Here is a 14,414-nt window from a genome sequence, read left to right as displayed (position 1 = left end):
CGGCTCCCTCAGTGGGAGCCGCTCTTTCTCCTTTCGCGATCACCTTTCATCATCCTGAGTCCATTTCCGAACAGGATTCATGCGCCAGATCCGTTCCGCATGGGAACCCAGATACCAGAAGCTGGCCGCAAGCAAGGCAAAGAAGATGGCCTTGTGTGTGGTATCCCAGAAGTACTCGAAAAAGCGGGTGTACAGATTAATGAACAGAAAGGTCAACCCGAATCCCCGAGTAACCCCGTCTTCAAACCGGACACCATGGTAGATAGCGGCTACAGACGCCAGGGCGAACAACACGGACCAGTGCAGCAACTCTATTTGCCTCACCTCAAACCAGGCCTCACCATCGCCATAGTTCCCAAAGATCGACAGGATCCACAGGGCAACGAACAGGTAAAGCAGCCCCATAACACGGGTTGGTTGCAGGAAATCCCGTCGGGATGGCCACTGCCTGAACACCACAGAACCGGCCAGCAGAAGCACCAGCCCGAACAAGACGAAGCGTAGCGGGTAGTTCATCCCCAGATAGTAGGCGCCCCACCCCGATGCATAGCCCGTTTCCGCGCCAAACCAGCTTCCCAGGGACAGAAGGGCAAATACCCAGATCAGTTTTGACGAGAACCACAACCCGAGAGCGGCGTATATCAGGGCCGCAAGTAACAACAGCAGGGAAAAATGCCCGGAGCCGGTATCAATCGCAGCGCCCAGGAACATCACTGAAAAAGCGGTTGCGACCACGCCGAGAAAAAGAACGGCCTCGTTACTGAACAACTTATCCGGATGTTTGCGCCGGCGCCGCAAGCCTGCCAGATAGAGTAAACCAGCCACAACAGCGAAAGCGGCACTCTTGACCGATGCCGGAGCCGAGAACAGGCGTTCAAACAATTCCAACAGCCAGCGATCTGCCAGCACGGCTGACACCGAGATGACAATGCAGGCAACCGCCATCCAGAACGAGTATTTCGCTACCCGCTTCCAGTCAAACGAGGTGACATTCAGGCTACCCTGGAGCTGATCCGCCTGCCCTGCATTCAACAACCCCGTCCCTTCCCATTCCCGGATAGCCTGGGTAAGCAATTTCCCTTCTTTCCTCGATACCTGCATAACCCGTTCCCTGCCCTGCGATAAAAAGAACATTATTGATCGGATTGTTCCACAAATCCTGGCCTCAACAAAAAAGCCCACAGGGACAGAATCCCTGCGGGCTTTCAGCGCTCCCGAAAAGGTCAGCTGGTCGCAGTCGCTTCCCGCCGACGTTCTTCCTCTTCAATCTGGAGGTCGACCGAGGACACCTGATATTCGTCAGCAAAGCCGGACTCCGGCTCTTTCAGCCACATCACGCACAACACCCAACTGATAAACGCCCCGGCAGCAATTATGTAGAAAAACTGGGTTGGGGTAACAAAGGTAAAGATAGTCAGATACACCACTGCGCCCACATTACCGTACGCACCCGCCATGCCAGAGATCTGCCCGGTGAGACGACGTTTAATGGACGGGATGATACCGAAGGTCGCCCCTTCTGCTCCCTGAACAAAAAAGGACGTGAACACAGTGATTCCCACCGCGATGATCAATGGCCAGTTAGAATTCATCAGCCCCATCAGGGCAAAGCCTACAGCGATCCCAAACATGTAGCTAAGCATCACAAAACGGCGGTTACCCAAGCGATCCGACACCAGTCCACCCATAGGACGGGCCACCAGATTCACGAATGCAAAGGACGCTGCAATCAGGCCTGCGGCCGTGGCACTCAGGCTCCAGGTTTCCTCAAAGAACATGGGCAACATGGATACTACCGCCAGTTCGGCACCAAAATTGGCGAAGTAAGTGCTATTCAGGGCCGCAACACTGTTGAACGGGTACTTGTCATCCTCGGGTACACCTTTTTTGAGGATAGGCACATTGACTCGCAGGATCTGAACAACTTGATAGCAGACAATGGCAATAATTACTGCGTAGCAGACAAGGGCCCCGGTGGCCCCCAGGTAGCCCATGTTCTGGATGCGCCAAACCAGAATGCCCAGCACCCCGACCAGAGGAATGGTCCAGAGGATGAGTTTGATCATATCCCCCCAGGTACTGACTTCCAGAGCTGACGCCTTACGTGGTTTACGGTGCACGGTGCCAGCAGGGCCGTCTGTAATGGCAAACCAGTAGTAAACACCATAGGCCGCCATGACTACGGCACTCTGGGCGATAGACCATCGCCAGCCATCTTCACCGCCATACATGTGCAGAGCAATCGTTGGCAGCGAAATGGCCGCCGCTGCAGAACCGAAGTTTCCCCAGCCTGCATAGAAACCTTCTGCGAACCCGATGTCCTTGGGCTTGAACCACATGGCCGTCATATGGATTCCGACGACAAAGCTTGCTCCAATAGAGCTGAGCACCAGCCGGCTCACCAGCAACTGGGTCATGGTATTCCCGAAAGCAAAGGTCAATGCCGGGATGGACATCAACACCATCAGTACAGAAAACACCCGGCGTGGGCCGAACCGGTCAAGGGCCATCCCGACAATAATCCGGGCCGGGATCGTCAGCGCCACGTTGCAGATCGCAAACAGGCGGATGTCATCGGTAGTCAGCCAGTCCACACTCTTGAGCATGCTGGATGCCAGAGGGGCCATGTTGAACCACACATAGAAGGTAATAAAGAATGCAATCCAGGTCAGGTGCAGCGCCTTGATTTCGTTATTCCTGAACCGGAAGACGTCAGCGACTTTCATGTCAGCCTCCTTGGGCGATCAGTCAAAACTCATTGCGGGCCGGCTTACCGGCTGGGCAGTATCAGGAGCGGGCACTGGATCCGGCGTGCGAGGAATGAGCTCACACTGCCAAACGTCATGTAATCCAGTTCATCCACGAAATAGGTCAGGGAACGCGCAATAAACCCGCCATCCGGCTCATGGCTGTGGCGTGCGATCACCAGCATGTCCGGGCGGATCTTCTTCTCGGCGGCATAAAGCAGCATTTTGCGGGCATCGCCATCAAGCAGCATGGTTTCCGCTACAACCGCCTCTTTGGCGCAAACCTCCAGGGCTTGTTCAAGGTGCAGCTTCAGTTCGGAAACCTCCTGTTGAAACAACTCTTCATTTCCGGAGGTAATGTCACGGGGGTTCTCGGCCACGGCCACCAACACAATCATCGGATCAAGGGCACGGAACATGGTTATGGTCTGAGCCAGAGCCAACCTGGCATTCCGCGATCCGTCATAGGCGATCATTATTTTCATGGGCATCTCCCAAGACTGGTTCAGGCCCTCGGTGGAGGGACTGTATTGATATCTGTCAGCCATTAGCCCACATTCCGACACCCCCAATAATTGAGTTAAATCAACGTTTTCGGCACGTACCCCACGAGAGAAATCAAGCGCATATCCCCACGCAGACATTTCCCTCTTGTTTTGTACCACCGCCCACTCCAACTGGAGGTACCCCTAATGCCCCGCATGAAAAAACCTTGGATTTGATATGGTTAAAGCATCATTCATGGCTGGGATGGAGACAGGAATGAGCACGACTCCGACACAATCACAGCAGTACCGCGCCCTGGGCTTATCGACGTTCTCGTTCACCCTTTGCTTTGCGGTCTGGACCATCTTTTCCATCATCGGGATTCGCATTGCCGAGGATCTATCGCTATCGGACACCCAGCTGGGTCTTTTGATGGCCACTCCGATTCTCACTGGCTCCATAAGCCGTCTGTTTCTGGGAATCTGGACCGACCGCTATGGTGGCCGGTGGGTATTCGGCATCCTGATGCTCACCACGGCGACCTGTGTCTACCTGCTGACCTTCGCCACCACCTACTCCATGTTGCTGGTTGGCGCACTCGGCGTTGGCCTGGCGGGGGGCTCATTCATTGTTGGGGTGGCCTATACCGCCGCATGGTTTGAGCCCAAACGACAGGGTACGGCCCTCGGTATTTTCGGGGCGGGGAACGTCGGCTCGGCGGTCACCAACTTTGGGGCACCGTTTCTTCTGGTGGCCTTTGGCTGGGAGCAGACCGCACAGATATACGCCACCGTTCTTGCGGTGATGGGGGTTGTGTTCATCCTGCTCGCCAAAGAGGACCCTCTGGCATCAGAGCGAGGTGGTGAACGCGCAAAATCGTTCATGGAGCAAATGGAGCCCCTGAGGGAACTCCGGGTGTGGCGCTTCGCGTTGTATTATTTCTTTGTGTTCGGCGCGTTTGTGGCACTGGCGCTCTGGCTTCCCCACTTCCTGATCGGCGTCTATGGGCTGGATATCAAGACTGCGGGCATGATCGCTGCCCTGTACACCATTCCGGCATCGCTGTTCCGTGTTCTCGGCGGCTGGCTGTCTGACCGTTTCGGCGCCCGGCGGATCATGTACTGGACCTTCGGAGCCTCGGTGCTGTGTACCTTCCTCCTCAGCTACCCGCCCACGGACTACATAATCCACGGCATCGAAGGCGACATCCGCTTTACCCTCGACATGAGTCTGCCCATGTTCGTGGTACTGATTTTTACCCTTGGCTTTTTCATGTCGCTCGGAAAAGCCGCCGTCTACAAACACATTCCGGTCTACTACCCGCTGCATGTAGGTGCTGTTGGTGGCGTCGTCGGAATGATCGGCGGACTCGGCGGCTTTATCCTGCCTCTGACGTTCGGTGCCCTTAACGATCTCACGGGTATCTGGCAGAGCTGTTTCATGCTGATGTTTGTGATCGTTGCCTGCGCCCTGATCTGGATGCACTACGCCATTCGCGCAGCAGAGCGGGTGGAGTGGGCTGCCAACGAGGAACGCACCGATCTGCCGGAACTATCCTCGCCACACCTGTTCTTCCCGCTTAACCGGCAGGACCACAAGGATTCTATGATCTCGCCCCCCAAAACCTGATCCCATCCTCCGTGCAAGGGATAACTTGCGCCTCTCTGCCCCCGTTCGCGGGGGCTTTTTTCACGTATAATCCAGCCTGACTTTTGATGTTTACTGGAACCGATCATGGCAAAGTGGCTGGTCAAATCAGAACCGTCCGAATGCGGCATCGACGATTTTGCGGAATCACCGGGCAAAGTGATTCCCTGGGATGGCGTGCGCAATTACCAGGCTAGAAATTTCCTGGCGCAAATGCGGGAGGGTGACGACGTTTTCCTCTACCACTCCAGCTGCAAGCACATAGGTATCGCGGGCATCATCCGGGTGGTCCGAAGTGCTTATCCGGATCCGACCCAGTTTGACCCGGAGTCACACTATTACGATCCGAAAAGCTCTCCTGAAAACCCCCGCTGGCAAGCGGTGGATTTCACCCTGGAGCGGAAGCTGAATCAGCTGATGCCACTTGACCAGATCAAGCAGCTACCCGGTCTCGAAAGCCTGCCTCTGGTTCGACGTGGGAACCGATTGTCCGTTATGCCTGTCTCTGACGACGAATGGCAGATCATCCTCAGCCAGACCTGATCGTTCCTGAACCTCAATTTCTGTCTTAACCTGATCTGGAGTATCTGAATGTCCCCGGAAATGAATCCTGTTGCAGGTTTCAACCAGCTGAGACGCATCGAGTCCAGCAAAGTGTTTCAGGGTATCGTCATTGCGATCATTATCCTGTCCGCACTGACCATCGGTGCCAAGACCTACGATCTGCCGCCGCTTGTAGAACAGACCCTGACAGTCCTGGACAACGCTATCACGATGTTCTTCCTGGTCGAGATTCTGTTCCGTTTCGCTGCCTGCGCAGAGAAAAGGCGCTTCCTCTTTGACGGCTGGAACCTGTTTGACACCCTGGTGGTCATCGGCAGTCTCATCCCTCTGGACAACTCTGAAGCTGTGCTGTTAGGCCGACTGTTAAGGGTGTTCCGGGTGCTGCGACTGGTATCCGTAGTTCCGGAGCTGCGTTTCCTGATCAACTCCCTGCTCAAAGCCATCCCGCGCATGGGGTATATCGCATTGCTGATGTTCATCATCTTCTACATATACGCGGCCATGGGCGCTCTGTTCTTTGCCGGGGTAGATGAAGAGCTCTGGGGTGACGTTGCTATTGCCATGCTCACCCTGTTCCGGGTGGCCACCTTCGAGGACTGGACGGATGTCATGTACGCCACCATGGAACAGTACCCGCTGAGCTGGATCTACTACCTGACCTTCATATTCCTGACTGCCTTCGTATTCCTGAATATGATGATCGGCGCTATCCTGGAAGTCATGAGCGAAGAGCAGAATGCCGAGCAGGCTAAGAAAGCCCATGACGAACGGGACGAGATCGCCCGCCAGCTCAGCGCGGTACAGGATCAGTTACAGGAGCTGACCCGTCAGATCACCGACCGGCGCCCCTGAGCAGGTATGGGCCGGTCAGGAAAAGACCGGCTTGGTCATCGCCAGGTGGAAAATTGCAGAGACCTGCACCAGAGCGATCAGGGCAGCAGCGACTCGTACCGGTGTTTTGACCGTAGCTTTGAGGGCAAAAACACCAGCCACGATGTAGCCAATGAGCAGGAAGATCTTGGCGGTCAGCCAGCCATGAACAAAGGGCATCCAGGGCGTCACGAACAGCAGGCTGATCGCTGCAACCAACAGCACCGTATCGTTAGCATGGGGAATCCAGCGTAACGGCCCCAGCCGCCAACCGGGCTTTCCCACCGCATCCAGCAGTAACCTCAGCACAAACAGAGTGACGGTCAGATAGGCTGCGGTCATGTGAATGTGCTTGAGAACAAGATAGGCACTCATAAATCTTTCCTTAGTGAATCAAGACTATACTGCCATTGTACGCACATGTACCCGGTTGGGGGTATGTTCTCCGAGTGCCTTTCCTAATAACATATAATGAAAATATATGTATTAACCGGAGGCCATCATGCAGGCTATTCCAACATCTTCGGCCGAGCAACCGGCCAGCATCAGCCAACTATACAGCTACCCCTTCCGCATTTTCTTTTTATCGATGAGCGCGCTTGGGCTGCTGGTTGTTCCTGCCTGGGTACTCGAAGTGAGCGGAGCCATTCGCCTGCCTTCAGCCCTTCCGGGCTTGTTCTGGCACCAGCATGAAATGCTGTTTGGCTTTCTCAGCGCCGCCATTGCCGGCTTTCTGCTGACTGCCGTGTGTGTCTGGACCCAGACCGAACGCACCCACGGGCTGCGACTGGTATTGCTCTGGGGCGTCTGGTTGGCCGGGCGGTTGCTGCTGGCATTTGGCGCAGGACTTCCCGAATGGCTGGTTCAGGGCTTCAACCTGGCGTTTCTTCCGCTGGTGATGGTGGATGCTGGCTGGCGTATCTGGGCGGCGCGGCAGAAACGTCAACTTCTGATTCTTGTGGTACTCGGACTGCTCTGGGCAATGCAGATCAGCTTTGTAGTTTCGCTGGACATGACGTTCACCTATGGCGCCCTGATTATGGCCATGGCTTTGATCAGCATTATCGGTGGGCGGATTACACCAGCCTTTTCCGCCAGTTGGTTGCGGCAGAACGGCGGCGATGCCTCTGCCGTCCGGATCATCCCGGCACTGGATCTGGCAACCCTGGCCAGTCTCGTACTGTTGATGGCATCACTGTTGACCGGCTGGGCAAACCTGACCGGAGCTGTTGCTATCCTGGCCGGATCGCTGATGCTGGTTCGACTGGCCGGCTGGAAGGGATGGCTGGTTCGCAGCGAACCGCTGCTGTGGATTCTGCACCTGTCGATTCTCTGGGTGCCGATTGCGTTGTTTCTGCTTGCTGGCAGCCTGCTCGTTGGCTGGCCGACTGGGGCCTGGAGCCATGCAGCAGGTGCCGGCGCCATCAGTTGTCTGATCCTTGGCGTTATTTCCCGGGTTTCCCTTGGCCACACCGGCAGGCCACTGGTGCTGCCAAAGGGCATGGTTGCGGCATTCCTGGCAATCCACCTGGCCGCGTTGATTCGTGTACTTACTGCTCTGGAACTGATTCCCTGGCATCCCGGCATCGGTAGCAGCACCCTGCTCTGGCTGTTTGCCTACGGCATGTTTCTGTTCCGATATACACGGGTCCTGGCGTCACCACGCCCTGACGGTCGCGCTGGTTAGGTATGAAACGGGACAAGAATCGGGATATAGAAAAGCAGGCTTCCGGGCCTGCTTTCTGCTGGGGAGGTCTGATCAGGCAGCCAGGCGCTCCTGAACCATACGCTCGAAAACACTTCGGGCCTGACGAAAGCGGGCGGCCGGAAAGGATATGCTGATGCCCTCCAGGGCTGCCATCAGCATTTCAAGGTGGGAATCCCAGCCGGCGCAGGAAATTGCCACCAGCCCATCCAATGGCAGCGACAGAGTCAGGGTCAATAGCGTTCCCTGCCCCCTCGGTATCAGTTCCCATGTCAGGGGGCGTTCCGGGGTATCCCCCGCGCTCCACGAATACGCCAACAACCGATTGGGCTGCCAGGCCTGAATAAGACAATCAATAGGCGTCCCGCTGTTACCAAAATCCACCTGAACCCGACCACCTTCCCTGGGTTCCAGAGAACCCGGTGCCAGCCATTGCCCCAGGTATACAGAGTCCGTCAACATTTGCCAGACTTGCTCCGGCGCGTGCCCGGTCTCCCGTTCCAGTTGCACCCGAACCCTGTCCCCGGTTTTTTCGATCAGGCCGCCGATTCCCGGTTCATTCATCGCCATTACCAGCCTCCCGACGCGTTGTTCCCGATGGGAACCCGTCATCAATCATCATCGAAGCCCCTGAACAGACAAGCAATATGGATCCTTAAGGCGACAACAAACCTTGAAGCATGAGCAGCACAATTCCCCAATTGGCCCCATGGGAGAAGGCTCGCCAAAGGTCTGTTCAGGGGGTGTATTTAATCTATCAATCCTCGGTTACCGGGTCTTTGACGACTATCAATAGATTCCCGATGCCCGGTCTCACCGCGCTGACCGGAAAATGCCGGCCACAAGCCGGCAAGTATCCACTAAAGGTCAATAGTGCCTCGCCAGAATCCAGCTAAAGTATTAAGAAATCATTCTGTAACTGAGACACTGGCACTATGTACCCGGATCATTTTGAAAAAGAAGACCTGATCAAGTGTGGTCATGGCGAACTCTTCCCTGGCGATATGCGCCTGCCCATCGACGAAATGCTGATGGTCGACCGCATCATTCATATTGGCAGCGATGACGGCGAGTTTGGCAAAGGCAGCCTGGTCGCAGAGCTCGACATCAACCCGGATCTCTGGTTCTTCAAGGTTCACTTTGACGGTGACCCGGTGATGCCCGGCTGCCTGGGCCTCGACGCCATGTGGCAGCTCGTTGGTTTCTTCCTCGCGTGGAGCGGCGGAGAAGGCAAAGGCCGGGCCCTGGGTGCCGGTGAAGTGAAATTCTTTGGTCAGGTACTGCCCACCGCCAAGAAGGTGCGCTATCACCTGGATATCAAGCGGATGATCAAGCGTAAGCTCACCATGGCTATCGCTGATGCCCGCATGGAAGTGGACGGCAAGGAAATCTACACTGCCAAGGACCTACGGGTCGGCCTGTTCACATCCACTGACGACTTTTAATAAAAGCGGAGTTAGCAACATGCGTCGCGTTGTTATTACCGGCATGGGGATCGTCTCCAGCCTGGGAACCAACCAGAAAGAAGTAGCCCAGTCCCTGCGGGACTCGAAATCCGGCATTGGCTTCAGTCAGGAAGCCAAAGACAACGGCCTGCGCAGCCATGTGTGCGGCCAGATTGACCTGAACCTGCCGGAACTGATTGATCGCAAACTCTGGCGCTTCATGTGCCCGGCCTCAGGTTACACCTACCTGGCCATGCGTGAAGCCATCGAGCAGGCAGGTCTGACCGACGAACACATCAAGGCCGACACCACCGGCATTATTTTCGGCCAGGGTGGAGCTTCCACCGTTGAACTTCTGGACTCCATCGACACCCATCGCGAAAAAGGTATTCGCCGCGTTGGCCCCTACCGGGTGCCCCGCACCATGGGTAGCGCCATTAACGCTTCCATAGCCACCGGCTTTGGTATTCGCGGCATCAACTACGGCATCACCTCGGCCTGCGCCACCAGTGCACACGCCATCGGCCACGCAGCGGATCTGATCGCTCTGGGTCGTCAGGATGTGATGTTTGCCGGCGGCGGCGAAGACATCCACTGGACTCTCAGCCTGCTGTTTGACGCCATGGGGGCCCTGTCCACCAAGTACAACGACACACCGGAAGTCGCTTCACGCACCTACGATGCGGACCGTGACGGCTTCGTCATCTCTGGTGGCGGCGGCGTTCTGGCTCTGGAAGCCCTGGAGCACGCAGAAGCCCGAGGCGCCAACATCATTGCGGAACTGGTCGGCTTTGGCGCGACCTCCGACGGTGCGGACATGGTAGCTCCGAGCGGTGAAGGCGCCGTACGCTGTATGAAGCAGGCGATGAAAAACGTTGAAGGCGAGATCGGCTATATCAACACCCACGGCACCAGCACCCCTGCGGGCGACGTGACCGAGCTGAAAGCCCTGAAGGAAACCTTCGGCGACAAGATTCCACCCGTCAGCTCCACCAAACCATTGTGCGGCCATGCCCTGGGTGCGGCCGGTGTACATGAAGCGATCTACAGCCTGATCATGATGCGCGAAGGCTTTATTGCGCCATCTGCCAATATCCAGACCCTCGACGAAGGCGCCGAAGGCTACCCCATCGTTCGGGAGAGGATGGACAATCAGAATCTGGATCTGGTGATGAGCAACAGCTTCGGCTTTGGCGGCACCAACGCCACTCTGATCTTCAAGAAAGTCTGAGAGAACGGTATTCAGCCGGCGAAGTGCCCATCCAGCGCTTAAACGCCCGGCTGAATGCACTCAACTCGGAAAAGCCAAGCTGCTCGGCAATTTCCACCAGTGGCTTGGTTTTATCCTGCATGTAAGCAAGTGCCTGCTTACGGCGAACCTCTTCCAGCAGACTGGCGAATGTCAGTCCCTCCCGTTTCAGCTTCTTGTGCAGAGTGTAACGGCTCATATGCAGCTGTGACGCCACAACCTCAACACCTACCTTGCCGCGAGTGAGCTGGACACTGATCAGCGAACTCACCCTGGCACTCAGGGAAACACGAGCGGGCTCAGGCCTCAAAGGCTCCGATGCCATGCCAAATTCCTCCTTTATTTTCTGTTTGGCCAGACAAACCATACCAGCGTACACGTGTGAGCTGAAGACAATCTATTAGACCTTTGAGCGAGGTCAAGTGTCCAGAACACATCTCAGGGCAGAATAGCCGGCCACTGAATTGGCCTCATAGCCGCCCATTGCGAACCGAACACCGGAGCCACCATGATTTCCCCGGAACTGCTTGCACCCGCAGGCACCCAGGAACACCTGGAAACTGCCTTTGCCTATGGCGCAGACGCCGTATACGCCGGCCAACCCCGGTACTCCCTGAGAGTAAGAAACAACAGTTTCAAAGACGTTTCAGCCCTGAGCACAGGTATAGAACGAGCTCACACACTGGGCAAACAGTTCTACCTGGTATCCAACATCGCTCCCCATAACAGCAAGGTGCAGACCTACCTGCGGGATCTGGAACCCGCCCTGGAGCTCAAGCCCGACGCTCTGATCATGTCCGATCCGGGGCTCATCATGCTGGTCCGGGAAAAGTGGCCTGGCCAACCGGTCCACCTTTCAGTACAGGCCAACGCAGTCAATTGGGCAACGGTAGAGTTCTGGCGACGCCAGGGCATCAGCCGGGTCATCCTGTCCCGGGAGCTGGCCCTGAACGAAATCCGCGAGATCCGCGACCGGGTTCCCGACATGGAGCTGGAAGTGTTCGTTCACGGCGCCCTGTGCATGGCGTACTCCGGCCGCTGCCTGCTTTCCGGCTACATGAACCACCGGGACGCCAACCAGGGCACCTGCACCAACGCCTGCCGATGGAATTACAAAGAAGTAAAACACGGACATGACCAGACCGATGACCTGATCGCCACCTGTGCCAGCAGCGAAGCAAAGCAGGTCGAGCCGCGGGAAATTCTACTGGAAGAACCCAACCGTCCCGGCAGCTTCATCCCGGCCTACGAAGACGAACACGGCACCTACATCATGAATTCCCGGGACTTGCGAGCCGTGCAACACGTCGCAGAACTGGCCAATATCGGCGTTCACTCCCTGAAAATTGAAGGCCGGACCAAAAGCACCTACTACGTGGCGCGTACCACACAGGTCTACCGGCAAGCCATCGACAACGCCGCACAGGGAAAGCCCTTCGACATGGGGCTGATGGACGAACTCGAAGCCCTCTCCAACCGGGGCTACACCGAAGGCTTCCTCCGCCGCCACTTGCCCCAGGAATACCAGACCTACGAACAGGGCTCCTCATCCCTCGGCACCCAGCAGGTTGTCGGCACAATTACCGATGCGGATAACCGGTGGCTGACCATCGAAGTAAAAAACAAATTCGCACCGGGCGACGAACTGGAACTGATCACCCCTGCCGGCAACCTGCGATTCAGCGCTGACGGCATGGAAAACCGCAATGGCGAAACCATGACCCACGCGCCCGGCAGCGGCCATGTGGTCCGGATACCAAAGCCAGATCAACTCCCGGACACCCTGGACCACAGCTACCTGACGCGAATCCTGCCCGCTTGAAGCCAAGACTTAATCCCATGCGAAGCGGCAGATTTTCCTCCACAGACTGTGTGTTGCCAGGGATGGCAACACCAAGCCCCCATGGATGGGTTCACGGCGTGTCTGTGGAGGAAAATCTGCCGCTTTGCCAACTCCATTTCATCACGTCTCGTCGCTCTCCAAACTATCACTCTAATTGTCACCAACCTTAGTGCCCCATAGGCTGATTAAGGTATAATCCCTACACGACCAATTTAATACCTGACTATTTTACTCTGGTATTGTATAATCGCTCGCCAGAAGCAGCGGATTATCACCGCAACACCCAAATCAAAAACATTCGTCCGGCGGCCAGCACTGCGGCTCCCGGCACACCAAGGGCCTTCGGCCCGCGATGAGAGAATACGGAGCGACGATCATGGCGACCACCGATAAAGAGGTGAACGAGCTGATCAAACGGGAATACGAACACGGTTTCGTCACAGAAATCGAAGCTGAAACGTTCGAACCCGGCCTGAACGAAGACGTCATTACCCGCCTTTCCGCCATAAAGAACGAACCGGAATGGATGCTGGAATGGCGCCTGAAAGCCTATCGTCGCTGGCTCGAAATGGACGAGCCGGACTGGGCGCATGTGGGCTATCCGAAGATCGACTACAACTCGATCTCCTATTACTCCGCTCCAAAGCGCAAAGAAGATATGCCCCAGAGCCTGGACGAAGTCGATCCCGAGCTACTGAAAACCTACGAAAAACTCGGCATCCCGCTGCATGAGCGTGAAAAACTGGCAGGCGTTGCCGTCGACGCCGTATTCGACTCCGTCTCCGTTGCCACCACGTTCAAAGAGCCGCTGGCCAAGGCCGGCGTTATCTTCTGCTCCATTTCTGAAGCCATCCGGGACTATCCGGAACTGGTCCAGAAATACCTGGGCACCGTGGTACCCACCGGGGACAACTTCTTTGCCGGCCTGAACTCGGCAGTATTCTCCGACGGCACCTTTGTTTACGTGCCCAAGGGCGTACGCTGCCCGATGGAACTGTCTACCTATTTCCGCATCAACGCCGCCAACACCGGCCAGTTCGAGCGCACCCTGATTGTTGCCGATGAAGGCAGCTACGTGAGTTACCTGGAAGGTTGTACTGCCCCGATGCGCGACGAAAACCAGTTGCACGCAGCGGTCGTTGAGCTGGTAGCGCTGGACGATGCCCAGATCAAGTACTCCACCGTACAGAACTGGTACCCGGGCGATGAGAACGGCAAGGGTGGCATCTACAACTTCGTGACCAAGCGTGGCGCCTGCATCGGCAAGAACTCCAAGATCTCCTGGACTCAGGTCGAAACCGGTTCAGCGGTTACATGGAAATACCCGAGCTGCGTGCTGCGCGGGGACAACAGTGTAGGCGAGTTCTACTCCGTCGCCCTGACCCACAATTACCAGCAGGCCGACACCGGCACCAAGATGATTCACCTGGGCAAAAACACCCGCAGCACCATTATCTCCAAGGGGATTTCCGCAGGTAAGAGTTCTAATGCCTACCGGGGCCTGGTGAAATTTGGCCCCGGCGCGGAAGGTGCCCGTAACTTTACCCAGTGCGACTCACTGCTGATCGGTGATCGCTGTGGCGCCCACACATTCCCGTATATCGAGAGCAAGAACAAATCGGCCATCGTGGAGCACGAAGCCACCACCTCCAAGGTCAGCGACGAACAGATGTTCCTGTGTCGTCAGCGTGGTATCGAACCGGAGCAGGCAGTGTCCATGATCGTGAACGGCTTCTGTAAGGAAGTCTTCAAAGAACTGCCGATGGAGTTCGCGGTGGAAGCGGGCAAACTTCTGGAAGTAAGCCTTGAGGGGTCCGTGGGTTAATCCGGACCGGCGCTACTGGCAACGAATTCATAC

General features: G+C 56.3%; 14 protein-coding genes. 8 read left to right on the top strand and 6 right to left on the bottom strand.

Translation table 11 applies throughout. The annotated features are described in order from the left end of the window. Positions 1-39 precede the first annotated feature (39 nt). The 3 genes from FWJ25_RS01925 to FWJ25_RS01915 form a co-directional block, all read right to left on the bottom strand. Positions 40-1,101 carry a DUF2157 domain-containing protein gene (locus FWJ25_RS01925; protein WP_149598554.1) on the bottom strand — a complete coding sequence of 354 codons (1,062 nt, stop codon included), beginning with the start codon at positions 1,099-1,101 and terminating at the stop codon, positions 40-42. A 122-nt stretch (positions 1,102-1,223) separates the two neighbouring features. Further along, positions 1,224-2,726 (bottom strand): MFS transporter, encoded by a 1,503-nt coding sequence (locus FWJ25_RS01920; RefSeq protein WP_149598553.1) that lies wholly within the window; start codon positions 2,724-2,726, stop codon positions 1,224-1,226. A 44-nt stretch (positions 2,727-2,770) separates the two neighbouring features. Continuing rightward, positions 2,771-3,232 (bottom strand): universal stress protein, encoded by a 462-nt coding sequence (locus FWJ25_RS01915; RefSeq protein WP_149598552.1) that lies wholly within the window; start codon positions 3,230-3,232, stop codon positions 2,771-2,773. A 277-nt stretch (positions 3,233-3,509) separates the two neighbouring features. Between FWJ25_RS01915 and FWJ25_RS01910 the strand changes: the two genes are divergently transcribed. The 3 genes from FWJ25_RS01910 to FWJ25_RS01900 all read left to right on the top strand — a co-directional run bounded on the left by FWJ25_RS01910 (position 3,510) and on the right by FWJ25_RS01900 (position 6,296). Next, the gene (locus FWJ25_RS01910) at positions 3,510-4,862 is read left to right on the top strand and encodes an MFS transporter (protein WP_149598551.1); all 1,353 of its coding nucleotides are present in this window, start codon (positions 3,510-3,512) and stop codon (positions 4,860-4,862) included. A 105-nt stretch (positions 4,863-4,967) separates the two neighbouring features. Then, positions 4,968-5,423, top strand: coding sequence for an EVE domain-containing protein (locus tag FWJ25_RS01905; RefSeq protein ID WP_149598550.1), 456 nt, complete (start codon positions 4,968-4,970; stop codon positions 5,421-5,423). 48 nt (positions 5,424-5,471) lie between these two features. Beyond that, positions 5,472-6,296: an ion transporter gene (locus tag FWJ25_RS01900; protein ID WP_149598549.1), complete on the top strand. Its 825-nt coding sequence runs from the start codon at positions 5,472-5,474 to the stop codon at positions 6,294-6,296. Between the two features lie 15 nt (positions 6,297-6,311). On the opposite strand, the gene FWJ25_RS01895 is transcribed toward FWJ25_RS01900, so the two are convergent. Continuing rightward, positions 6,312-6,689 carry a SirB2 family protein gene (locus FWJ25_RS01895; RefSeq protein ID WP_149598548.1) on the bottom strand — a complete coding sequence of 126 codons (378 nt, stop codon included), beginning with the start codon at positions 6,687-6,689 and terminating at the stop codon, positions 6,312-6,314. Between the two features lie 127 nt (positions 6,690-6,816). On the opposite strand from FWJ25_RS01895, the gene FWJ25_RS01890 reads away from it, so the two are divergent. Continuing rightward, positions 6,817-8,001 (top strand): NnrS family protein, encoded by a 1,185-nt coding sequence (locus tag FWJ25_RS01890; RefSeq protein WP_149598547.1) that lies wholly within the window; start codon positions 6,817-6,819, stop codon positions 7,999-8,001. Positions 8,002-8,073: 72 nt separating this feature from the next. Here FWJ25_RS01890 and FWJ25_RS01885 read toward each other — a convergent pair whose 3' ends face one another. Beyond that, a complete protein-coding gene (locus FWJ25_RS01885) occupies positions 8,074-8,589 on the bottom strand; it encodes an SRPBCC domain-containing protein (protein ID WP_149598546.1) in 516 nt (171 codons plus the stop codon). Between the two features lie 365 nt (positions 8,590-8,954). Here FWJ25_RS01885 and fabA point away from each other — a divergent pair, with 365 nt between their 5' ends. Both fabA and fabB read left to right on the top strand, forming a co-directional pair. Continuing rightward, positions 8,955-9,464 (top strand): bifunctional 3-hydroxydecanoyl-ACP dehydratase/trans-2-decenoyl-ACP isomerase, encoded by a 510-nt coding sequence (gene fabA / locus FWJ25_RS01880; protein WP_149598545.1) that lies wholly within the window; start codon positions 8,955-8,957, stop codon positions 9,462-9,464. Between the two features lie 19 nt (positions 9,465-9,483). Then, on the top strand, positions 9,484-10,695 hold the full coding sequence (gene fabB / locus FWJ25_RS01875) for a beta-ketoacyl-ACP synthase I (protein ID WP_149598544.1): 1,212 nt from the start codon (positions 9,484-9,486) through the stop codon (positions 10,693-10,695). Here fabB and FWJ25_RS01870 read toward each other — a convergent pair. Further along, positions 10,682-11,038: a helix-turn-helix transcriptional regulator gene (locus FWJ25_RS01870; protein ID WP_149598543.1), complete on the bottom strand. Its 357-nt coding sequence runs from the start codon at positions 11,036-11,038 to the stop codon at positions 10,682-10,684. The two genes, fabB and FWJ25_RS01870, sit on opposite strands and share 14 nt — an antisense overlap. Positions 11,039-11,221: 183 nt before the next feature. On the opposite strand from FWJ25_RS01870, the gene trhP reads away from it, so the two are divergent. Further along, positions 11,222-12,535, top strand: coding sequence for a prephenate-dependent tRNA uridine(34) hydroxylase TrhP (trhP, locus tag FWJ25_RS01865; RefSeq protein WP_149598542.1), 1,314 nt, complete (start codon positions 11,222-11,224; stop codon positions 12,533-12,535). Positions 12,536-12,932: 397 nt separating this feature from the next. Beyond that, a complete protein-coding gene (gene sufB / locus FWJ25_RS01860; RefSeq protein ID WP_149598541.1) occupies positions 12,933-14,381 on the top strand; it encodes a Fe-S cluster assembly protein SufB in 1,449 nt (482 codons plus the stop codon). Positions 14,382-14,414: the final 33 nt, after the last annotated feature.

Origin of the sequence: Marinobacter salinexigens (assembly GCF_008370345.1) — a bacterium.
In the GTDB taxonomy this organism is placed as follows: domain Bacteria; phylum Pseudomonadota; class Gammaproteobacteria; order Pseudomonadales; family Oleiphilaceae; genus Marinobacter; species Marinobacter salinexigens.
The sequence above is the reverse complement of the archived record's forward strand: the minus strand, read 5'-3'. Positions and strand labels throughout refer to the sequence as shown.